This window comes from Xanthomonas cannabis pv. cannabis, assembly GCF_000802365.1.
Classification (GTDB): domain Bacteria; phylum Pseudomonadota; class Gammaproteobacteria; order Xanthomonadales; family Xanthomonadaceae; genus Xanthomonas; species Xanthomonas cannabis.
In genome coordinates, this window is sequence record NZ_JSZE01000098.1 from 1 (window position 1) to 22157 (window position 22157).

Consider the following 22157-nt stretch of genomic DNA (forward strand, 5'->3'; position numbering starts at 1 on the left):
GGCTTCGCGCAGGAAGCCGATGATCTGCTCTTCGGAAAAACGCTTCTTCACGTCCAATCTCCTTGGGGTAGGGAATTGGACTCCAAACTGAGGTGCTACTCAAAATTGGGGGGACGTCGCAAGACACCATCCTATTACATGCCCTACCTGGGCATCCTGGCCGAACAGCGCGGTGACTCCAAGACTGCGCTGTCATGGTTTAAAAAGGCCTACGATTCGAATGAGAGCCAGGGGGACCGTCGTGGAGCGCGGCATGACGTATCTGGACGCGCTGATCCGGCTCAGCCCGGATGACGGGACAGGTATCGAGACGCTTGCAACCCGAGTGATCGGCGATCTGCCCCGGCAATCCGATTGCTATCTGCAGGACAATCGCGAGCACTTCGAGGAAGTGGGCGCATCACTGAAGACATGGAACAAGCAGAGCCCGGCCGACGGCGCAGTGCTGACGCGCCTGCGGACCCATCCGCTTCTGCACGCATGTCGAACAAGCCAATCGGCACGTTTGCAGATGATCGGCGGGACGCTATCCGCACCGGCAACCACACAAGGCCCGGCTTCCGTCCAACTCAATGCGCGCTCGCATGCGCCGGCTGCATGGCGATGCGCGTTCTTGTGCCATGGATGACGTGTCGGTCCATCGCCTTGCCGTCGCCAGCCCTGGCACCGTCCTTCATATACCGAAACCCAAACCACACATGTCCACCACCCTCACCCTGATTAGCCACCCGCTGTGCCCGTTCGTGCAACGCGCAGCAATCGTCTTACGGGAAAAGGCTGTCCCATTCAATCGGATCCAAGTGGATCTTGCGGACAAGCCCGACTGGTTCCTGGCCCTTTCCCCAACTGGGAAAGTGCCGTTGCTCAATGTTGTCGAGCAAGACGGTACGGAGACGACAATCTTCGAAAGCATGGTGATCTGTGAGTATCTTGAGGAAACTCAACCAGGCCCGCCGATGTACTCGGCAAGCGCACAGCGGCGTGCCCGTCAACGCAGCTGGACCGAGTTCGCTAGCCAGACCATGTCAGACATCTGGCAATTCCTCCACGCGACCGACCCGAAGATGGCGAGTTCACGGCAGACCGCTGTCAGGGCGAAATTTGAGCGTCTCGAGTCAGAGCTTGAGGTCGGACCCTATTTCGATGGTCAGACCTTCGGCATGGTGGACGCCGTGTTCGCACCAGTTTTTCGGTATTTCGAAGTCCTATCCCAGACCTTGTCATTGCCGATTTTCGACGGTCTTCCCCGCGTTTCTGCCTGGCGGGCGGCCCTGTCTGCTCGTCCCAGCGTCATTGATGCCGTAGGTGACAACTACGCGGCACTGCTAGATATCCATCTTCGCAAGCAGCTTTCCATTCACATGACATGAGCTGCGGAATACGCCCTTTTCACTGCGACTCTCAACACACTCCCAGGAATTCACTATGAATAGCATGTCCCATGACAACGCTGCACAAAAAAGTGCTCTCATCCTCATCGAGTATGTGAACGATTGGCTGGCTCCTACAGGCGGCATCAATGGCCAGTTCCAGGATCGCGAACAGGTCGACACTGCCGTCGCCAATTCAAAGACCATTCTCGAAGAAGCGCGTCGCCGTGGCATGGAGGTCATCCACGCATCGCTCAAGTTCGAACCAACGTTCAAGGTGCTAGGCGATGGCAAGTACGGCCTGCGCAAGATGATGCGTGACTATGGCTCGTTCCTCGGCGAGCAGGCGGATTTCTTTCCCGGCTTCGAGCCTCGGGACGGCGAGTACGTCATCCGCGAACGTACCGGCGGGAGCAGCGTCTTTGCTTCGACAACTCTCGACAGCTACCTACGCAACAATCGCATTTTCGATATCTATTTGTCGGGTTTCGCCCTCAGGCAGTGCATCGAGTCGTCGATGCGCAACGCGCACGATCTTGGCTACAACACCAACGTCATCTACGACGCTTCAGCTGCCTTCACCCGCGAGCAGCAGACTGCATTCTTGAATGAGATCGCTCCGTTCTATGCCAATGCCATCACCACCCAGGACTTCATCAACCAGGCATGAAGCCTGTATCGCAAAGGCCAAGACCTAATGATCAGCATGATGGTGAGATTGACGGTCAAGCCAGCCAGCGGCGCAGCATTTGAAAGTGCCTTCGCCGCTCAGGCCGCAGCAGTGCGCACCAACGAGCCGGGCAACCATCTCTATGCGCTGTTCAGATCGCGGGTAAGACCTGACAGCTACATGCTTGTCGAGATCTATGAAGACGATGCTGCGCTTGATGCACACCGAGACGCACCGCACATGGCAGCCCATCGTCCGTTGACTGCCGCTTTCATCGCAGCTGCTCCGGATATCGAAGCCTTCGATGTCATCCCACACGCTGTGTGACAAGCGGTTCGGCAGGGGGGCCACCCGGCTCCCTGAGCTGCCCCTCACCGAGGCTTCCATGAACGATAGTGCAGATAGCCGCACTGGTTTGTTTTACGGTATCGCCGCCAATGTCCTTTGGGGAGTTCTGCCGTTGTACCTAAACCTGCTCAAGGGCGTAGATGCTCTGCAGGTCCTCTCACACCGTGTTGTGTGGTCGTTGCTTGTGTTCGCTGCCATCCTCGCGATGTTGGGACGGTTGCGATCACTCGCCGCGGCAGCGCGCAGCCGAGCCCTGGGTTTACTGGCCCTCAGCGCCGTACTCATCGCGGTAAACTGGTTCGTCTACATCTGGTCAGCGGCCAATGGGCATCTGGTGGAGGCAAGCCTTGGATACTTCATTACTCCGCTTGTGAGCGTTGCGCTCGGCACCACGTTGCTGAAGGAGCAACTCGCCCGGTCGCAAGCCATGGCAGTCGGTGTCGCCGGTATTGGTGTTCTAATCCTTGCACTGAGCGGTGGTGGCGAGATCTGGATCTCGCTAACGCTCGCATTGAGCTTCGGTTTCTATGGAATGATCCGCAAGATGGTGAAGATCGACGCGCTTGGCGGATTGGCGATCGAGACTACGCTCCTGGCGCCGCTTGCAATCTGCATCCTCTTCTATGCCAGTAGCAGGGGCGAAGCAGCCTTTGCACAGGATGGTCTTACAGATGCTCTCCTGATTCTTGCTGGACCGATCACAGCGCTACCACTGCTCCTTTTCGCAGCTGGAGCAAGGCGCTTACGCTATACGACACTGGGATTGCTCCAGTTCATCGCACCCACACTCTTGCTGGCGGAAGCAGTCTTGCTATATCAAGAGCCAATCCACCCCATCCAGTTGGCCACCTTCGGCCTAATCTGGATCGGCTGCGGGCTGTATGCGCGAGGCGGCATCATCGCGTGGCGGCGTTCGAATATTCAATATTGAAGCATCTGCCGAACCGAAGCCTCCAAGCCTCGGGTAACGGATGCGTCGGGAGTCATGAGATAGCGCGTGCAGCGACCGCGCTAGCCACACATCGCGGATCACTCAACAAGGCATTTGCACTACTCATTTTTATCACTCCGGGCTACGTGCTCTGGCGGGTGCTCTGAGACCGCAACGGCCCTTGCAACGACAGGTCCACGCAGTAGCACAACCAACAGCCAGCTAGCAGGCCTGTCCTGATCCGATGAAGCGGAAGAAGCTTTGTACGAGATCCTAATCTAAGTTGCACACTGTCTGTTTTTTACAGCTCACCGAATCTTCGAATCAACTTCAAACAGTGCCTGGCGCATTGTTCGCTTGCTTTATCCTTGCACCCGGATTGTCAAGAAAGTCCGCCCACGTCTGCATCATTACTTCCCGTTCGTGCATGTACTCGGCTTGGTTGTAACTTGCCCGAACCTTATTTCGCTCGGCATGCGCAAGCTGTCGCTCAATGACATCGGGACGAAAACCCATTTCATTCAGGAACGTCGATGCGGTTGCGCGGAAGCCATGTGCGGAGAAGCCAATACTGTCCTTCCCATTGAATCCCATACGTTCAAGCGCGCGATTAAGCGTGGTAGCCGTCATCGACTCTTTAGGCGTTCGGTAGTTCGGAAATAGGAAACCACGGCCCCCCGTGTACGTCTGCAGTTCCTTAAGCAGCTCGACAGCCTGCTTGGACAGCGGGACGATATGCGGCTCACGCATCTTCATGCGTTCTGCGGGTATCCGCCATATCGCCTGATCAATATCGAGTTCGGGCCACTGCGCGTTACGCAGTTCAACCGTACGAACGAAGGTCAACAACATCAAACGCAGGGCAATGACTGTAGTGCGATAGCCACCATACTTTTCCAGTGTCGCAAAAAAATCCACGATCTGCTCGCGCGACAAAGGCCTGTGGTGTTCTACCTTGGGGCGATGAATCGCGCCCCTCAGGGCAGCTGCGGGATCGTTGTCCGCACGGAGCGTAGCCACCGCATAGCGAAAGATCGCTGAAGACCATTGCCTGACAAGCAAGGCGACAGTGGAGGCTCCACGCTGCTCTACCCGCCTGATGATCTCAAGCAGGTGCGCTGCCGTTACGGTACGAATCGGCAGCCTGCCGATGTGAGGAAAGACATCCGCTGTGAGGAAATTTTCAACTTGTCGCTGGTAGTACGGTGTCCAGCTTTCAGACTTCCTAGAAATCCATTCCTTCGCGATTGCCTCAAACGTATTGGCATTCGATGCGTGGTTGGACAACCGCTCGGCCTGGCGGCTATGGGCGGGATGAAGCCCTTGCTTCACCAGCGCGCGCGCCTTGTCATGCTCGGCACGCGCAGCAGCCAGTGATACCTCCGGATACTCGCCCATGGCATAGACGTTTTCCTTGCTAGCGATACGGTAGCGATAGCGCCACAGCTTTGCCCCGGTGGGCCGCACCTCAAGGTAAAGACCTCCGCCGTCAGTCAACTTGACTGGCTTAACGCCAGGCTTGGCAGTTCTGATTTTTGCGTCGGTCAGCGACATGTGCGGGTATCGGCCAATTGATACCCGCTACGATACCCGCAAATTCACTGGATTACGATGGATCCAAACGAATCACACTGGACAAGAAATGCCTGTAAACCATTGATACAAAGGGCCTTCCCGGATCCTGCTGGACCACCCTGCACTGCAATGCTAGTTATCGAGCATGAGTAACATTTATTAAACCTTCCTGCCCAAAACTTTCGAAATTTGACGAACGAATTCATGAGTATCTAGAAAATAATTTGGATATGCTTTTCTTAAGGCGTCGACTGGACCAGCTGCAACCAAAACTGCTTCGACGCTCTCCCCTGCTTTTGCTCGAAGTTCAATCTGCGCATACTCAATGTTTGCCTGCTCAAGACGAGACACAGGGAAAGGCTTCAGGGTGACTGTTCTTCTTCCAGAGTCCAAAATGATAAGATGATATGCTCCCTGCCCTCGCTCTTGAGTAATTTGAGCTGTAACAATTGCAAAATTTCGAAGCTTTTCCAGCACATGCAGTCTCGCTTCGATATCTCGAAGCTCCTCAGCAATTTCTTGGACTGTAAAATTCTCAAATCCTGGAACTGGAGCAGTTCTCTCCACAGCACCCAGCGCTGCACTTGCCACCACAAAAAATTTTTTCCACTCGGCTGAGCCCTGCCCAGATTTCAGGGCTTGTCCTAGAAAAGTCCCCATAGTCTCTACCGCAGTTGCCCACGCATGCTGGACTCTCGTGCGGAACTGCAATTCAACTGACAACCCCTCATACTCTGGCGCCAGTGGATTGTCATATTTATATATCATATGAATGCCGCGATACCCATCATCCTTCGGCACCTGGACATAATTCTTGGAGTGCGACAAGTCGTGCGAAAAAGCAGAATTCCTGTATGCGAACTCAAGCCTATTAAGCTTAGCTATTGAACCAACAATCGCTCGAAGACCACCAATGTCCTGCATCCTTGCAAGCTTCATCCCCTCGAAACGTTGTAATTTGAGGATTATGGAGGGAGTTCGCTTCAGTCGCTGAGCGACAATAGCCTGCTGATCAATAGCCTTAAGCTTGTTTCTCAACGTTGCCTGGAAAGTATTAATTGGATAGCCATGACAAGCACGCCAGTTAGTCAGAACATCCGCGGCCCACATCAACTCCTCATCCGAAGCATTCGGATTTACTAAGAGATCTCCTGCTCGACTAATCTGCTTCCTTGAATAGGCAGGCTTCACGAACGCCACTTCAATCTCTCCTAGTAAAATAATTTACAAGTCCATCAACATGATGGAGATTCGTCGCCCACGAGGTCACGAAGCGAATGACCAGCCGCCCATCGCTGCGCGTTTCCCAGCGTTCGAAGTCATAGCGGCGTGCGATCTGCTCGGCCTGCTGGGCGGTGACGGCGATGAATTGCTGATTGGTCGGCGAGTCGCTGGTGAATTCCACGCCCGCGGCCAGCAGGCCGGCGCGCAGGCGTTGCGCCATGGCGTTGGCGTGCGCGGCCAGTTCGAAGAACAAGCCGTCTTCGAACAACGCTGCGAATTGCGAACCGAGCACCATACCCTTGGCCAGCAATGCGCCACGCTGTTTGATCAGGTAACGCAGATCGGCCTGCAATGCGGGATTGACGATGACCAGTGCTTCGCCGAGCAGCGCGCCATTCTTGGTGCCGCCGATGTAGAACGCATCGGTCAGTGCGGCAATGGTGGGCAGATCCAGATCGTTGCCGTTGGCAGTCAGCGCGGCACCCAGGCGCGCGCCGTCCAGGTACAGCAGCAGATCGTTTGCGCGGCAGAATCGCGACAGCGCGTCGAGTTCGGCGTGCGTGTAGATGGTGCCGCTTTCGGTGCTGTTGGAGATATAGACCAGGCGCGGCTGCACCATGTGCTCGTTGCTGTGCACCTCCAGCACCGGCGCGATCAATGCAGGCGTCAGCTTGTCGTGCAGCGCAGGCACGGTGAGCACCTTGTGGCCGGTGGCTTCGATGGCGCCGGTTTCGTGCGTGGCGATGTGCCCGGCCTCCACCGCAATCACCGCCTGGTGCGGGCGCAGGAACGCGCTGATCGCAATCAGGTTGGTCTGCGTGCCACCGACCAGCAGATGCACATCCGCGTGCGGTTGCGCAACGGCGGTGCGTATCAACTCTACAGCACGTGCGCTCAGCCGGTCGGTGCCGTAACCGGCGTGCTGCTCGGCGCTGGCCTGCGCCAACGCCTGCAGCAGACGCGGATGCGCGCCTTCGCTGTAGTCGTTGCGGAAACTGATGCGCGCTCCACTACCCTGCCCGTCCATCACAGGCCCTTGGCCGCCTGGGCGACTGCGCGGAACAGTGCGCGGCCCTTGTTCATCGTCTCCTGCCATTCCAGGTCCGGGTCGGAGTCGTAGACCACCCCGCCGCCGGCCTGCACATACAGATAGCCGTCCTGGATCACCGCGGTGCGGATGGCAATGGCGGTGTCGGCATCGCCGTGCCAGCCGATGTAACCGACCGCGCCTGAGTACACGTTGCGCTTGACCGGCTCCAGCTCGCGGATGATTTCCAGCGCGCGAATTTTGGGCGCGCCGCTGACGGTGCCGGCCGGGAACGTGGCGCGCAGCACGTCGCTGTAATTCAGGCCGGCCTTGAGCGTGCCGGTGACCTCGCTGACGATGTGCATGACGTGGCTATAGCGTTCGATCACGAACTGCTCGCCCACCTTGACCGAGCCCGGTTCGGCGACGCGACCCACATCGTTGCGGCCCAGATCGATCAGCATCACGTGCTCGGCGCGCTCTTTGGGGTCGGCCAGCAATTCGGCTTCCAGTGCCTTATCCAGCTCCGGCGTAGCACCGCGCGGGCGAGTGCCGGCGATCGGGCGCACGGTCACCACGCCATCGCGCAGGCGCGCCAGGATTTCCGGCGAGGAGCCGACCACCTGGGTGCCACCGACGTCGAGAAAATACATGTACGGCGAGGGATTCAACGCACGCAGCGCGCGATACACATCCACCGGGCGCGCGCGGAACGGCACGCGCAGCCGCTGCGACGGCACCACCTGGAAGATGTCGCCGGCGCGCACGTATTCCTGCGCCTTGCGCACCACCGCGTGGTACTCCTCGCGGGTGAACGAGGAATGGAAATCCGATTCGTCGATGGCATCGGAAATCTGCGTCTGCGGATAGCCGGCGCCGCCCTGACGCAGGCGGTGCGCCAGTTCGTCCAGACGCCGGTTGGCGCGCACATAGGCCTGCGGCTGGCGCGGGTCGGCGTGCACGATCAGGTACAGCCGGCCCTTGAGGTTGTCGAACACCGCCAGCTCTTCGGAGAGCATCAGCAGGATGTCGGGCGTGCCGAGTTCGTCGGGTTTGTCGCCGCTGCCAAGGCGCGGCTCGATGTACTGGATGCACTCGAAACCGAACCAGCCCACCAGCCCGCCGGTGAAACCGGGCAGGCCATCGAGTTGCGGCACCGAATGCTCGGCGCGCAAGGCATCGACTTCGGCCAGCGGGTCGGCGACCTCACGGGTCTCGATGACTTCGCCGTGCTCGCTGACTTCCAGCGTGTGGCCGCGGAAGCTGTACACGCGCCGCGCCGGCAGGCCGATGATGGAGTAGCGCCCGAAGCGCTCACCGCCTTCGACCGATTCGAACAGGTAGGTGTAGGCGCCGTCGGCGAGTTTGAGATAGACCGAGAGCGGTGTATCCAGGTCGGACAGCACTTCGCGGACAACGGGGATACGGGTGTGACCTTCAGCGGCCTGGCGCTGGAACTGCTCTGCAGTGATCAAGACGACTTTCCTTCCGGGACTCTGTGGCGGGGCGGACGACGGCAACGGGCCACCATCGCCACCAGCGGCGAGCGGAAGAGAAGGAGCGTGGGGTCGTCAGGCGGGACACGCGGGTACTGTAGCGCAAGTGTCGGCCCAGGGCAGCAGGCCGGGGCGAAAGCGGTGGGAATTGCGAAGGCGGGCCGGGGGTTGTGTGGGCTTGCGCATTGGCTGACGTCGGACGCGGGCAGCGTGTGTCGGGGTGTGGGTATGTGGCGCTGCAGGAGCGGTTGCGCTTTGGAGCATGGGTCGAGAGTGGCGGCGCCAGTGTCGGCGCAGGGACCCTCACCCCAACCCCTCTCCCGGCGGGAGGGGGGTTGGGGCCGCGTGCTGGTCGTTGCGGCGCTTGTGATGCAGCCACTTCGCGTGTGCCGCCGTTGCTCAGCTTGTGACGCAGCTATTCGCTTCTGCCGGCATTGATTGATTTGAGTGCGACTGTCCGAAGCCAGCTGGCCTTGATCGTGGGATGGCATGGCGCTACCCGTTCGCGCGCATGCATCGACCGGGCGACCGCACATCAGCGCAGGCCGATCACGCTCTTACGATTCCCGATTCCCGATTCCCCGCACTCAACCCCCGACCAATGGACAGTCGGCAGGCAAATGCATCCGCAACCGCGCCGGGACGCAGGCGATGCGGAAATGCAGCGAGGTTTCCGGTTCGCCGTCCAGGTTCAGGGTCAGCGGTTGGTGGGACGCGATCTCCAGCCACGGCACGCGGGCGCGCACGGCCACGCGTTCCAGGGCCGCCTGCTTGCCGCCGGTGACCAGGGTGCCGAGGGTGGCGGCCACTTCGCCGTTGAGGGCTGGGACGATGGTGACATCCAGCAGGCCGTCGTCGATCAAGGCCTCCGGGCACAGCGCCTGGCCGCCGCCGGCCTGGCGCCCGTTGCCCAGGCCCAGCGCGATGAATTCGCCGTCCCACTCAAAGTCCGGGCCGCTGAAGCGGGCGCTGATCGGGTCGATCCGGCCCAGTCGCGACATGCCGGTGATCAGATAGGCCAGCCCGCCAAGCATCTTCTTCAGGCCTTCGTCGGTTTCCACGGTGACCTGGGTGCCGAAGCCGCCGCTGGCGACGTTGGCGCACCAGTGCGGGCCGTGCGCGGTGTCCAGGCGCAGCAGGTCAATCGCCTGCGCCGGGCGCTCGGCGATCAGGCTGAGCGCCTCGAAGGGTTCGATGGGAATCATGGCCGCCGTGGCGAAGTCGTTGGCGGTGCCCAGGGGCACCAGGCCCAGCGATGGCAGGGTGGCCGCGTCGGCGTCGTGATGCGCCAGGGCGGCAGCCACTTCGCTGAGCGTGCCATCGCCACCGGCGGCGATCACCGTCTGCACGCCGTCGGCCACGGCCTCGGCGACATAGCGCTCGGCATCACCGTCTTCCCAGGTGACCCGGACCTCGAGCTGCAGACCGCGCTTGCGCAGCGTTCCCACCGCCTCACGCAGGTCCAGATTGTCGGTGGACTTGCCGTTGAGGATCAGACGCCAGTGGGACGGGGCCATGCGCGCTGCCGATGCTGTAAGGGTGATTGGCGCAGGCTAGCAGCGCGCCACACTGGGGATCGTGAATAGGTAATGTCGCCCGGCTGTCATTGCCATGTCATGGCTGACCCGGAAGATAGAAGTCCATAGCAGGGACGACGGGCGGAGGCAGGATCAGCCTCCAATTTTCTTGAAGGCTGCTCCGATGGGGCGGCCTTCCTTTTGTGGTCACCGGGCCGGCCAACAGGCCTACTTGAAGAAGATATGGCCGGTCTTGAAGTCGATGACGGCGTCATTCTTGAACATCAGGCCCGACGCGAGCACACCGTCGTAGCGTGATTCGGCGTGGGATGAATCGTAGGCATTGCGATCCCACGCCTGCAGGGGAGCCGGGCGCAAATGCGTGCCGTCGACGGTCAGCGTTGTCGGGCCGACAACGTCAAAGACCGGGACAACCGCGCCCGCCGGCCCGGCCTGCTGTTCGGGCCGGACCTTGAGGGTAAGCCGATACCTGTCCTTCAACGTTGCGTCCACGGCATCACCTGCCACCGTACTGACCAGCATTTTCGCCGGCACTCCGTTGATGGACGCAAGCACGTAATAGAGCTTGCCTTGGTCATCCCAGTGCATGGCGTGCTGGCTGTAGCCGGCCTTGACCAGGCCGGCATCGAACGCCTGAGCGGCCGCGGCGCTTGCGGGGACGGCCAGTTGCCGGCGCCCGTAATCGATGATGGCGCCGCGGTCGTGCAACCACAGGCTGCCAAGCATGCCGTCCTTGAGTTTGCCGTCCGCAGCGTTCTGCAGCACTTCGAAGATTTCGACACGCTTGTTCCGGGCCACGTCGTCGCCAACCGAGATCTCGTTGGCGTGCCCGTATTGGCGGCCGAGCGCGCTGACCTTGCCTTCGGATTCGATGCCGAACGTGCGCTTTTCACCCTCCAGCGCGATCTCCGCCCGGGCCGCATTGGCGTGCGTGGTCTGCATGTAGAACGACGCCAGCGAATGCAGCATCAACGAAAACGGCTGTCCGTTCAGGCGGGCCGGCACGAATGCGCGCACGCCAGAGGACTGACGAGTGGTGAGCCTGGTCCACTGCAAGGGTGCGGCGACCGCAGCGTCCGTGGAGACCGCGGCCGGCGCGGCCTGCAGCAGGCCCGGCCCAGCGAGCAGGCCGACGCCACTCAACACGGTGGCGACACAACGGGTGTAGAAGGCGTTCATCTGGCATTGGTGGCGCACATGGGGGACACCGATGCTGAAAGGCCGCCCCATGCGAGGTCAACCGGCCGAAAGTCACAGGTTCAGGCCGGCTGTGACGTCCAGCGCTCGCGACAATGGCAATGTCGGCGCTCGATTGCGCCGACACCTGCCGCGCCACCCAGGTCGTTCAGCCACTGGCGCGACCCACTTTGCGGCTGAAGCCAGATCTGCGCGCCGGCGTAATGGCCCGACGTCCCGCGGCGACGCGACCGCTGCGCTCAGGTGCCGGCGGCAAACGCGGCCAGGCGTTCGCCATCGAGCCGGTACACGGTCCAACCGTCCATCGGGCGGGCGCCGGCCGCCTGGTAGAAGTCGATGGCCGGCTGGTTCCAGTCGAGCACCGACCACTCGAAACGCCCGCAGCCGCGCTGCACGGCCAGTTGCGCCAGATGCCGCAGCAGCGCAAGCCCCGCACCCCGACCGCGCGCCTGCGGGCGCACGAACAGGTCTTCCAGATACAGGCCATTGCGGCCCAGCCAGGTCGAATAATTGAAGAAATACACCGCAAAACCCAGCGCCTGGCCGTCCTGCTCGCAGATCAGTGCGTGCGCGGTGGCGCCGTCGCTGAACAGGCTGGCGTGCAGATCGTCCTGAGTGGCCGTCACCGCATCCGGCTCGCGTTCGTAGACCGCCAGTGCGGTGATCAACTCGTGCAACAGGGGCACATCCGCGGGCGTGGCACGGCGGATCTGTGGCGCGGGCTGGCTCATCGCGCCGCGTCCACGGCCGCGCGCATCTGTGCGATCACCTGGGCATAGTCGGGCGCGTTGAAGATCGCCGAGCCGGCCACGAAGGTGTCGGCACCGGCCGCGGCAATCGCGCCGATGTTGTCGGCCTTGACCCCGCCGTCGATTTCGAGCCGGATCGGCTTGCCGGTGGCGTCGATCTTGCTCCGGATGGCACGCAGCTTGTCCAGCGCCGACGGGATGAAGGCCTGCCCACCGAAGCCCGGGTTGACCGACATCACCAGCACCAGATCCAGCTCCGGCAGCACCCAGTCCAGGATATCCACCGGCGTGGCCGGGTTGAGCACCAGTCCGGCCTGGCAGCCGTGCGCCTTGATCAGCTGGATGGTGCGGTGCACGTGGCGGCTGGCTTCGGGGTGGAAGCTGATGGTGGTGGCGCCGGCCTCGGCGAAGTCCGGCACGATGCGGTCCACCGGCTCGACCATCAGGTGCACGTCGATCGGGGCGGTAATGCCGTGCTTGCGCAGCGCCTGGCAGACCATCGGGCCGATGGTGAGATTGGGCACGTAGTGGTTGTCCATCACATCGAAGTGCACCCAGTCGGCGCCGGCCTTCAGGACGTTGTTCACTTCCTCCCCCAGGCGGGCGAAATCGGCGGACAGGATGGACGGGGCGATCGCCGTCGATTGCATGGGCAGCTCGTAGGAAGACGGAAACCGCATTGTCGCAACCCGGCCCCGGCGAGGAAAGGCGTGCATCCGTGGCGGGCTCTGCTGCGTATGCCCTTGACCGGCGCGCCGCGCCCGACTTGAGGAGACTTCATGAAAACCACCCCGATCGCCTCCGCTGCCATCGTCCTGCTGGCCCTTGCGCCATCGGCCTGGGCGCAATCCGGCCCGGCCGACTGGTCCGGCTTTTCCATCGGCTTCAATGTCGGCGGTGCAGATCCGGCCGGCGTCTCCGGCGGCCGTTTTGGCTTCGATACCAATCTGGATGGCCGTGACGGCGATCAGGTCAGCACCGCCACCGGTGCCGATGCGTTCTCGCCGGGCTTCTGCGGGGGAGCGGCCGCCGGCCGCACGCCGGCCAGCGGCTGCAGCAAGGACAAGGGCGGTGCCGAGTACGGTGCGCGGCTGGGCTACGACTGGCAGGTCGGCAACTGGGTCTACGGCGTGGTGGCCGAGTACACCCGCAACGACATCCGCGACAGCGTCAGCGCCTTCAGCACGACGCCTGCGCTGTACACCTTCACCCGCCAGCTCAACCGCACCGCCGCGCTGCGCGGCCGGATCGGCTATGCGTTCGGCGAGCAGGGCGACTACCTGGCGTATTTCACCGCCGGCGCGGCCCGCGGCGAGTTCGATCACAGTTTCGTCAGCAGCAACACCGCCAACAGCTTCACCGGCAGCGGCGGCGACAGTGCCAATGGCTACCAGGCCGGTGTTGGCCTGCAGCGTCGCTTGAGCGACAACGTGTCGGTGGGCGTGGAATACCTGTTTACGCGGCTGCAGGACGAAGACACCCGGGTGCGCGTCGGGCCGGGCACCGCGCCGGCGTCCAACCCGTTCCTGCGTGTCAATCCGGCCGGCACCGATCTGCGTCGCACCGATACGGACTTTTCCACCAACGCGGTGCGGCTGACGGCGACGTACAAGTTCTGATTGCTGATTCGCAGTGCTGTTTTCCGGCCAGCGCTAGCTGCGCCGTGCAACACGGCTTGATGTCCTGGCCAGACCTGCGAATCACGCATCACTTCTGCATGTCACGCCAGGCCCCGTTCCGACGGGGTGAGGAGGCACACGCGCCACTGGCGCGTGTGCCCTGGAACGCAGCGGGAGCTGAGGGTACGGCCCCCACCCATTGGCGACTCGAGGTCCCCACTCACGCCGCGCACCGTTCTGGCGGTACCCACACACAACCACGCGCCATGCGATCAGCGCTTGCGCATCCGCTGGATGCGATCGTAGGCGGCATTGATCTGGCTGGCCTTTTTCTCCGCCTGGCGGCGCGCTTCCGGCTCGGCGTTGGCCACCTTGTCCGGGTGATAACGCGACATCAGCCGCCGATAGGCCAGGTCGATCTCGGCCGTGGTCGCGTCCGGCTCCAGTCCGAGGGCCTCATACGGGTTTTCCGCACGCCGCTTGAACCAGCCGGCATCCACCGCGTGGCCGATGGCCAGGCCGATCATCAGCCCCACGAATGGCGCGCCCCGGAACAGCAAGGCGCCGGCCAGTGCGCCGAGCAGTTTTCCGTACCAGGACATGGGCGATCGGGCGTGGGGAAGACGGGTTGGCGATCTTACCCGAACGCCCGTCCGGCCTGGCTGACGGGCCCTCTACAGCCGGTACGCAGAGCCGCCCGACAAATCCCAGCAGGGCGCCACGAAGCGCCGTACACTACGCGGCCCGCTGCCCACCCGCGGGCCCGCCGGGTCCCGGGGACAGCGTCATAGCGACGTCCTTAGGAGTGCCTGTGTCGACCACGCTGTTGCAATCCGATCTGCCCGGCCTGCCGTTGCGTCACCGTGGCAAGGTCCGCGATGTCTTCGATATTCCGCGCGACCGCCTGCCCGCCGACGCCCCCCCGGGCGACTACCTGTTGATGGTGGCCACCGACCGCCTGTCCGCCTTCGATGTGGTGCTGCCGGATCCGATTCCGGGCAAGGGCGAGATGCTGTGCCAGGTGTCCAACTTCTGGTTCCACAAGACCGACCACCTGATGCCCAACCACCTGGTGGACATCAGCGTCGAGCAGGTGCTGCCAGACGGTGTGGACCCGGCCCTGTACGCCAAGCGTGCCGTGGTGACGCGCAAGCTCAAGCCGGTGCCGGTGGAAGCGATCGCGCGCGGCTATCTCATCGGCAGCGGCTGGAAGGACTACCAGCGCACCGGCAAGATCAGCGGCATCGAATTGCCCGACGGCCTGCGCCAGGCCGAAAAACTGCCCGAACCGATCTTCACCCCATCGACCAAGGCAGCGGTCGGCGACCATGACGAGAACATCGACTTCGATGCGATGGTCAAGACGGTGGGCGCCGAACTGGCCGAACGCGTACGCGATGCCACCTTGCGCATCTACCGTTTCGCCGCTGATTTTGCGGCCGAACGCGGCATCCTGCTGGCCGACACCAAGTTCGAGTTCGGCACCGATGCCGATGGCCGCCTGTACATCATGGACGAGATGCTGACCCCGGACTCGTCGCGCTACTGGCCGGCCGACCAGTACGAAGTGGGCGCCAGCCCGCCGAGTTACGACAAGCAGTTCGTGCGCGACTATCTGGAAACCCTGGACTGGGGCAAGACCGCACCCGGCCCCAGCCTGCCGGCTGACGTCATCGATCGCACCCGTGCGAAATACGCCGAAGCACTGCAGCGGCTGGCGGGGATTTCGGTCGATTGATGCTGTAAGCCCCGGGGACGGGGCTTTGGTCGGGCGGTCGAGGGGGGAGATGTGCACTGGCACATCCGAGCGCAGCAGATGACAGCGGACGCGTAGCCGATCACACGGCAATGCCGTGCCATCGCCCCTTCATCAATGCGGGCCGGCGGTGGAGGCCGGCGCATTCACATGACGCAACCGGGCCGCCGATAGACTCTCGCCCGCGCACATGCCGCCCCGATACGATCAGGAGGATCCATTGGCTAGTTTCCGTACGTCCCTGCCCGCTCTGGCATTGAGCCTTGCGCTTGCAGCCTGCTCTGCACAGGCGCCGCCGGCAGCCTCCACCGCCCCGGAATCGCCGGCCACTGCCTCGGCGACTGCACCTGCCGCAGCCGCAAGCACGGCCCCAGCGCCCGCAACCTCTGCCAGCTGTCCCGATGCCGACTTCCCTGCCTTCTTGAAGCGCTTCAGCGCAGAGATCGCAGTCCAGGAAAAGGCGACGGCCGACCCGTTGACCATGATCCAGATCGATCCCGAGGCGCAGCCCGAGCCGGCACCCGTGACGCGCGAGGTGCCATTGGCCCAAGTCAAATGGCCCGTCATTCCTGACCTGGCAGCGGTGCGCAGCAGCGGGCGCGAAGTGGTCGTCTCCCAGCAAGGCGACGGTCAGCAGGTGATGATCCGCACCCCAGACACCGGCGACCAGCAGGTCTACCACTTCGCCCAGCGCCCCTGCTGGACATTGATCAAGGTGGACGATCAGGCCCTGTAACCGGCGCGCTTTCCGCCACCGCAACCACCTACGTTTCAGGAGACGACCTTGCATCCATTTCGACTGACGTGCCCGGTGCTGGCTACTGCGCTGGCCATTGCGCTGGCCGCCTGCAACGGTCCGCAGGCTGCGGCAGGTGCGCCCGAGACGCCGGCGGCCACTGCAGCCGCTGCGACGCCGCAGCCGTCCACCCCCGCTTCACCACCTTCCGCCACATCGACACAAGGGACTGTACCCATGGGCACGATCGACTCCTTCGTTCCTGCTGGATCGAAGGCTCTGGAAACCATCCGCGGCGATCTGACCGGCGCGGGACGCTCCGATGCGTTGCTGGTGGTATCACCGCCATCCACCGGTACCGAGAAACTCGGCGAGGGAACGCCGCGCACTGTGATGTTGCTGACCCAACAAGCCGATGGCGCGTTCCAGAAAGCGGCGGAAAACAGCAAGATCGTGCCATGTGCCCGTTGCGGCGGCCTGGCCGGCGACCCGTATGCGTTTTCACGCATTCAACCCGGTCAATTTACTATCTCCATCTCCGGCGGTTCGCGCGAGCGTTGGGCCGATGACTTCACGTTCAAGTATTCGGCAGACAAGCGCACCTGGCTGCTGGACAAGGTGGTACGTGATCTGTCCGATACCGAGACCGAACAACACAACACACTGGAACTCACCGCGAACGATTTCGGCATGGTGGCGTTCCAGGAGTTTGATCCCGCCACGCTGAAGAAGGCAGCGGCCCTGGACGAGGCCGCGGACGAGAAAACGAATTAAAGGGACGTAATGGTTGGCGCGGACAAGGAAGGAGTCCGTTATTTCATGTTGCTGAGAAATGAGGAGTTACACCATGGCAACCGATCGCGAAACAGGGCTGCTGCAGTCGGCCTATGCAGCAGGCATTACCCAGCCCAAAGAGCTGGCAAACTTCATGGCCCAGGTCGGCCATGAATCGATGGGCCTCAACCGGCTTGAAGAAGGGTTCCGCTATACGCGCGGGCCGTCGCAAGTCAGCTCGAAAGTGCGGTCAGCACTGCGCGAAGGGCCGGAGGCGTTGGAAGAAGCACGTCTGGAAGCGCTGCGTGGCCAGCCGGAAAAACTGGCCGAGCTGATGTACGGCGGACGCATGGGCAATACCGAACCCGGCGATGGATACCTCTACCGTGGCCGGGGCTACATCCAGCTTACCGGCAAGGACCAGTATCGCGCCGCAGGCGAAGCGCTGGATCTGGATCTGGTGGCACATCCCGAACTGGCCGCGCAGCCAGAAAATGCCTCGCGAATCGCCACCTGGTACTGGCAGAACAACGTTCCCCAGGCCGCCAGGCAGGACGCACATGCCGCCGGAGTGGCGATCAATGGCGGCGACCCTCCGAACGGACTGGCCGATCGCGAAAACCGCTTTGCGCGCTGGCAGCGCGACATCACGCCGGAGCTGATGGGCAAGCTCGAACACGGCCAGCTCGGCCAAACGGTGGCGCCCGCGCAGCATGCGGCGCATGCACCGGTGCAAGCGGCAGGGTCGGGATCGTTCCAGACCACCATGGAGCGCATGCTGCCTCCGCAGAACGGCGTTGCGCCGCATGTCACCGGTCACTACGGCGAGCACCGTAGCGCACGCGATCACGGCGGAACCGACTTCAATTACCAGGGCGGCCAGACCGGCCGTAATCTGCAGCATCCCACAGTGCATTCGCCCGTGGCAGGCACGGTCACGTTCGCGGGTGGCAATTACGGGACCGTCAAGATTCGCGATGCACAGGGTAACTCGCACGAGATCCTGCACCTGGATGGACTCAAGGTGAAGGAAGGCCAGACGCTGGCGGCGGGCGATGCGATCGGCACGATGGGTGGGCGCGGGCCGAACGGTAACAGCCAGTACGCACAGCATGTGCATTACCAGCTGCGCGATGCCAACGGCAAGTTGACCAGTCCGGAGACGTTCTGGAATCAGGGCCACCAGCAGGAGCCGGGTGCACGCCACAGCCAGCCGGCGACAGCGGCCGGCAACGGCACGCTGCGTCACGGCGAGCAAGGCAGCGAGGTCGGCAAGCTGCAGCAGGACCTCAATCGCCTTGGCGTGCGCGATGCGCAGGGCAATCGGCTTGCCGAGGATGGGCGCTTTGGCGACAACACGCGCGAGGCGGTGATGGCATTCCAGAAGCAGCATGGGCTGCAGCAGGACGGGATCGTTGGCCGCAACACGCAGGCGGCGTTGTCGGCTGTGCCGGCACACACGCAGGCGCCCGCACGGCAGGCCCCGGTTGCGGCGCCGACCGGGCCCTCGCTCACCGATGCGTCGCATCCGGACCATGCATTGCACAACGCCATCCGCAGCAGGCTGCCGAGCATGATCTCCAACGATGCGGCCGCCCATGTCACGCTGCAGGCCAAGCAGAACGGCATCGACAGCGCAGACAAGCTGCAGAGCGTGACGGTGCAGGACGGCAAGGCGTTCGTCATGGGCACCACGCCGGGTTTCCGTGCGGCGGTGGATCTGAACCAGCCTGCGCCGCCGCTGGAGCAGACCAGCTCGCAGCTGCTGGCCGGTCAGGCGCAGCAGCAGCACCAGGTCCGCGAGGAGCAGCAGAAGGTGGCAATGGGTGCGCGCTGAGGTGTGACGGGTGCAACCAAAAAGGCCGGCCAGTGGATGGCCGGCTTTTTCATGCCCGGCTACACGCGTCGGCGCGATTGCATCCTGTCTGGCAGCGGCCGACACGGTGCGCGTTGTGAGCACCGCGACCATGGCGCGCCGCATGGACTATGAGCAGTGAGCGATCTGCAACGCTCGACGCATTCCCAGTCATCGGTCGTAGCGCACGTGTTGCCAAGCGACGTTCAAGCAGGACAGATCGGTAAGGCGACCGGCCATCCATCGCAGTGCGATACGTTGCCCAACGCAATGTGGCCCGACGCACAGAACGCACTACGCCGGTAATTTTTACTATTGCAACGTCCGGGACTGTGCAAGGTTGTCTGCCGGCACCTGCTGCCGATCGCGACCGGCCGTGCGTCATCTCGCCGGTTTTTGCATTGCACGTTCTGGGAGAGAGTCGTCATGCAATTCCATGTACTGGGCGCAGCCATCTGCTGCGCGCTATCGTTTTCTGCTGCCGCTGGCGCGGCCGATCTTTCTGCAAATGCGACGATCACGCGTGCGCAGACGCTGCTGGGGAATACCGCGTCGGCCATGGCCAATCGTGCGCCGGCCGATGTCTTTGTCGCGCGCGACAGCATCGTCGATGCCGATGGCAGCGAGCATGTGCGCTTCGATCGCACCTATCGGGGGCTGCCGGTGATCGGCGGCGACGTGGTGGTGCACTCGCGGCGTGGGGTGATGCGCCAGTTGAGCCAGACTCTGGACACGCCGGTGCGTCCGGACCTTGCGCCCGGCATCGACGCCACCACCGCGCTGCGTGTGGCCGGCGCGCAGTTCGATGTGCCGCAGGATGCCGCGCCACGTGCAAGCCTGGCACTGTACGCGCGCCAGGGGACACCACGGCTGGCGTACGAGGTGATCTACAGCGGCATCAAGCCGGATCAGACGCCGACCGAAATGCATTACATCGTCGATGCGGTGGACCAACGCATCCTCGACTCCTGGGACACGGTACATACCGCCTGCGCGGGTGGCACCAGTGCCGCCGGCACCGGGCGTTCGTTGTACGCGGGCAGCGTGGGCCTGGCGACCACGCGGTGCAGCAGCGGCTTTGAGATGACCGATCTGGGCCGCGGTGGCGGCGCCACCTACAACAAGCGCAACAGCACCTCGGGCAACGGCACGCTGCTGACCGATGCCGACAATGCGTGGGGCAGCGGCGCCAGCAGCGACACCACCACGGTGGCGGTGGATGCGCACTACGGGGTGTCGCTGACCTGGGATTACTTCAAGACCACCCACGCGCGCAGCGGCATCGCCAACGATGGCAAGGGTGCGCGTAGCCGCGTGCATTACGGCAGCCGTTACAACAATGCCTTCTGGTCGGACAGCTGTTTCTGCATGACCTTCGGTGATGGCGACGGCAGCACGTTTACACCGCTGGTGTCGGTGGACGTGGCCGGGCACGAGATGACGCACGGGGTGACCAGTCGCTCGGCAAGGTTGGTGTACTCGGGTGAGTCCGGCGGCCTGAACGAGGCCACCTCCGACATCATGGGCGCAATGGTGGAATTCTCCGCCAACAACAGCGCGCAGCCGGGCAATTATCTGATCGGCGAGAAACTCATCGCCGGCAACAGCAGCGGCACGCTGGCCTTGCGCTACATGTTCAAGCCGAGCCTGGACGGCGATTCGCCCGATTGCTATCGCAGCAATCTGGGCTCCATCGACGTGCACTACAGCTCCGGCGTGGCGAATCATTTCTACTATCTGCTGGCCGAAGGGGCGGTGGTGCCGAGCGGTTTCGGCACGGGCACCAGTTACAACCTGACCCCGGCCGGGCTGGTCTGCAACGGCAATACCGCGCTGACGGCCATCGGCCGCGCCGCTGCCAGCCGCATCTGGTATCGCGCGCTCACCGTCTATATGACCTCCTCCACCAACTACGCAGCCGCGCGTCGGGCCACCCTGAGCGCGGCCACCGATCTGTATGGCGGCACGTCCACGCAGTACCGGGCAGTGGCTGCCGCCTGGAGTGCGGTGTCGGTCAACTGACCTGCACCGGTCCCTGCCACGCGATTGCGACGTGGCAGGGACCGGTCCTCCGCGTAGTGCCACCACGGCCGTTCGCACGCGTATGCTTGGGTCATTCCTGGGAGGGAACATGACCGAACGCACCACGACCGCGCGACCGATCGACCGCTATTTCGCCAGCTATTCCGACGACCACCGCAACGACACCAATCAGCTGATCCACGTGGTGGCGGTGCCGGCCATCCTGTGGTCGGTGGTGGGGCTGCTGTGGTGCATCCCGGTGGGCGGCACCTGGTTCAGTAGCGGGGTCTGGGCGGCGCTGGCGATGTTTGCGGCGTGGTCGTACTACAACCGGCTGTCGCGCCCGCTCGGGCTGGGCATGCTGGGGATCTTCTTTTTCTTCGGCTGCCTGTGCCGGCTCATCGAAGGCCGGGTCGGTCTGGGCGGCGTGTTCACCAGCGCGTTGTCGGTCTTCGTGCTGGCGTGGATCGCCCAGTTCGTGGGGCACAGGATCGAAGGCCGCAAGCCGAGCTTTCTCACCGACCTGACCTATCTGCTGATCGGGCCGATCTGGGTGTTGGCCAAGGTGTACCGGCAGCTGGGGTGGCGTTACTGAGAGGGGCGGTGGCGCAAGGCTTGCGCGCTGTCAGCCGGCGCCATGCGCAGCGTTGCCTTCGGGCCATCGCCTCGTTGCGCAGCGCGCGACGCGGCGACTGGCGCCTCATGGCCTGCAAGCGCGTCTGATCCGGGCATTGCCGGCCAGGTCTGCGCGTTATTCGCCGATGCCGAGCTCTTCCGGCAATGGCCGGAACGCGCGCGGTGCGTAGCCGAAGTCGCGACGTGCCGGCTCCAGGTCGAAGACCAGATCGTCGCGCATGCGCTGCAACGCGGCCGCATTCATGCCACGCAGCCGCCCCAGGCGTTGCGCCGTGGTCAGCGCGAAGCCGAACAGGCCCGGCGGCACCTGATACAACCGCGCCGGTCGCGGCAATGCCGCCAGCACGCGCTCCACCATCTGCGTGTAGGCCAGCACTTCACCGCCGCCCACGGCATAGCTGCGTTGCTGGGTGGCAGGTTGGCCGATCACCGCCAGCGCAGCGCTGGCCAGGTCATCCACGTGCACCGGCTGGCGCAAGCCGGTGGCGTTGGCGGGCAGGACGAACGCACCGGTGCGCTGCGCCAGCCCGGCGATCTGCGTCAGCGTCTTGTCGCGTCCGGCACCGTACACCAGGGTCGGACGCAGCACGGTGGCAGTGGCACCGCGCGCCTGCGCTGCGGAAAACAGCGCCTG

At 63.1% G+C, this 22157-nt stretch carries 23 protein-coding genes; 13 read left to right on the forward strand and 10 right to left on the reverse strand.

Going from position 1 to position 22157, the window contains the following annotated elements:
- From OZ10_RS22900 to rarD, 6 genes are all read left to right on the forward strand, one after another.
- Window positions 1–294 (forward strand): hypothetical protein (locus tag OZ10_RS22900; RefSeq protein ID WP_236726987.1); only part of this gene is annotated, 294 nt, incomplete at its 5' end.
- Window positions 254–628: a hypothetical protein gene (locus OZ10_RS22905; RefSeq protein WP_236726988.1), complete on the forward strand. Its 375-nt coding sequence runs from the start codon at window positions 254–256 to the stop codon at window positions 626–628. The genes OZ10_RS22900 and OZ10_RS22905, both read left to right, overlap by 41 nt.
- A gap of 70 nt (window positions 629–698) precedes the next feature.
- A complete protein-coding gene (locus OZ10_RS15560; RefSeq protein WP_039565761.1) occupies window positions 699–1370 on the forward strand; it encodes a glutathione S-transferase family protein in 672 nt (223 codons plus the stop codon).
- Between the two features lie 55 nt (window positions 1371–1425).
- Window positions 1426–2040 (forward strand): cysteine hydrolase family protein, encoded by a 615-nt coding sequence (locus OZ10_RS15565; protein ID WP_052210054.1) that lies wholly within the window; start codon window positions 1426–1428, stop codon window positions 2038–2040.
- A 27-nt stretch (window positions 2041–2067) separates the two neighbouring features.
- Window positions 2068–2367 (forward strand): putative quinol monooxygenase, encoded by a 300-nt coding sequence (locus tag OZ10_RS15570; RefSeq protein ID WP_039565763.1) that lies wholly within the window; start codon window positions 2068–2070, stop codon window positions 2365–2367.
- A gap of 58 nt (window positions 2368–2425) precedes the next feature.
- Window positions 2426–3319 (forward strand): EamA family transporter RarD, encoded by an 894-nt coding sequence (gene rarD, locus OZ10_RS15575; RefSeq protein WP_039565779.1) that lies wholly within the window; start codon window positions 2426–2428, stop codon window positions 3317–3319.
- A 330-nt stretch (window positions 3320–3649) separates the two neighbouring features.
- Here the strand turns inward: rarD and OZ10_RS15580 are convergent, their stop codons facing one another.
- The 8 genes from OZ10_RS15580 to rpe form a co-directional block, all read right to left on the reverse strand.
- Complete coding sequence (locus tag OZ10_RS15580) at window positions 3650–4873, reverse strand: tyrosine-type recombinase/integrase (protein ID WP_039565764.1); 1224 nt, start codon at window positions 4871–4873, stop codon at window positions 3650–3652.
- Between the two features lie 180 nt (window positions 4874–5053).
- Window positions 5054–6094, reverse strand: coding sequence for a RelA/SpoT domain-containing protein (locus OZ10_RS21540; RefSeq protein ID WP_139051341.1), 1041 nt, complete (start codon window positions 6092–6094; stop codon window positions 5054–5056).
- 1 nt (window position 6095) lies between these two features.
- Window positions 6096–7145, reverse strand: coding sequence for a threonine aldolase family protein (locus tag OZ10_RS15590; protein ID WP_039412766.1), 1050 nt, complete (start codon window positions 7143–7145; stop codon window positions 6096–6098).
- Window positions 7145–8620, reverse strand: coding sequence for an anthranilate synthase component I (gene trpE / locus OZ10_RS15595; RefSeq protein WP_039412763.1), 1476 nt, complete (start codon window positions 8618–8620; stop codon window positions 7145–7147). Before trpE ends, OZ10_RS15590 begins: the two co-directional genes overlap by 1 nt.
- A gap of 608 nt (window positions 8621–9228) precedes the next feature.
- A complete protein-coding gene (gene yegS / locus OZ10_RS15600) occupies window positions 9229–10158 on the reverse strand; it encodes a lipid kinase YegS (protein WP_039412760.1) in 930 nt (309 codons plus the stop codon).
- 228 nt (window positions 10159–10386) lie between these two features.
- Window positions 10387–11358: a hypothetical protein gene (locus OZ10_RS15605; RefSeq protein WP_039412756.1), complete on the reverse strand. Its 972-nt coding sequence runs from the start codon at window positions 11356–11358 to the stop codon at window positions 10387–10389.
- Window positions 11359–11615: 257 nt separating this feature from the next.
- Window positions 11616–12107, reverse strand: a complete 492-nt coding sequence (locus OZ10_RS15610) for a GNAT family N-acetyltransferase (protein ID WP_039412753.1) — start codon at window positions 12105–12107, stop codon at window positions 11616–11618.
- A complete protein-coding gene (rpe, locus tag OZ10_RS15615; protein WP_039412750.1) occupies window positions 12104–12775 on the reverse strand; it encodes a ribulose-phosphate 3-epimerase in 672 nt (223 codons plus the stop codon). The genes OZ10_RS15610 and rpe overlap by 4 nt, the downstream gene beginning before the upstream one ends.
- 129 nt (window positions 12776–12904) lie before the next feature.
- Between rpe and OZ10_RS15620 the strand changes: the two genes are divergently transcribed.
- Window positions 12905–13744: an outer membrane protein gene (locus tag OZ10_RS15620; RefSeq protein WP_039565768.1), complete on the forward strand. Its 840-nt coding sequence runs from the start codon at window positions 12905–12907 to the stop codon at window positions 13742–13744.
- A gap of 272 nt (window positions 13745–14016) precedes the next feature.
- On the opposite strand, the gene OZ10_RS15625 is transcribed toward OZ10_RS15620, so the two are convergent.
- Window positions 14017–14346 (reverse strand): J domain-containing protein, encoded by a 330-nt coding sequence (locus OZ10_RS15625; RefSeq protein ID WP_039412744.1) that lies wholly within the window; start codon window positions 14344–14346, stop codon window positions 14017–14019.
- A 209-nt stretch (window positions 14347–14555) separates the two neighbouring features.
- On the opposite strand from OZ10_RS15625, the gene OZ10_RS15630 reads away from it, so the two are divergent.
- From OZ10_RS15630 to OZ10_RS15655, 6 genes are all read left to right on the forward strand, one after another.
- Entirely contained in the window at window positions 14556–15482 is a 927-nt protein-coding gene (locus OZ10_RS15630) for a phosphoribosylaminoimidazolesuccinocarboxamide synthase (RefSeq protein ID WP_039412742.1), read from the forward strand.
- A 499-nt stretch (window positions 15483–15981) separates the two neighbouring features.
- Complete coding sequence (locus OZ10_RS23075; protein ID WP_039412775.1) at window positions 15982–16236, forward strand: hypothetical protein; 255 nt, start codon at window positions 15982–15984, stop codon at window positions 16234–16236.
- A gap of 237 nt (window positions 16237–16473) precedes the next feature.
- Window positions 16474–17010, forward strand: coding sequence for a hypothetical protein (locus tag OZ10_RS15640; protein ID WP_039412739.1), 537 nt, complete (start codon window positions 16474–16476; stop codon window positions 17008–17010).
- A 73-nt stretch (window positions 17011–17083) separates the two neighbouring features.
- A complete protein-coding gene (locus tag OZ10_RS15645) occupies window positions 17084–18847 on the forward strand; it encodes a peptidoglycan-binding protein (RefSeq protein WP_039412736.1) in 1764 nt (587 codons plus the stop codon).
- Window positions 18848–19291: 444 nt separating this feature from the next.
- On the forward strand, window positions 19292–20887 hold the full coding sequence (locus OZ10_RS15650; protein ID WP_039565771.1) for a M4 family metallopeptidase: 1596 nt from the start codon (window positions 19292–19294) through the stop codon (window positions 20885–20887).
- Window positions 20888–20996: 109 nt separating this feature from the next.
- Complete coding sequence (locus OZ10_RS15655) at window positions 20997–21482, forward strand: Mpo1 family 2-hydroxy fatty acid dioxygenase (RefSeq protein WP_039565773.1); 486 nt, start codon at window positions 20997–20999, stop codon at window positions 21480–21482.
- A gap of 156 nt (window positions 21483–21638) precedes the next feature.
- On the opposite strand, the gene OZ10_RS15660 is transcribed toward OZ10_RS15655, so the two are convergent.
- Window positions 21639–22157 (reverse strand): NAD-dependent epimerase/dehydratase family protein (locus OZ10_RS15660; protein ID WP_039565775.1); only part of this gene is annotated, 519 nt, incomplete at its 5' end.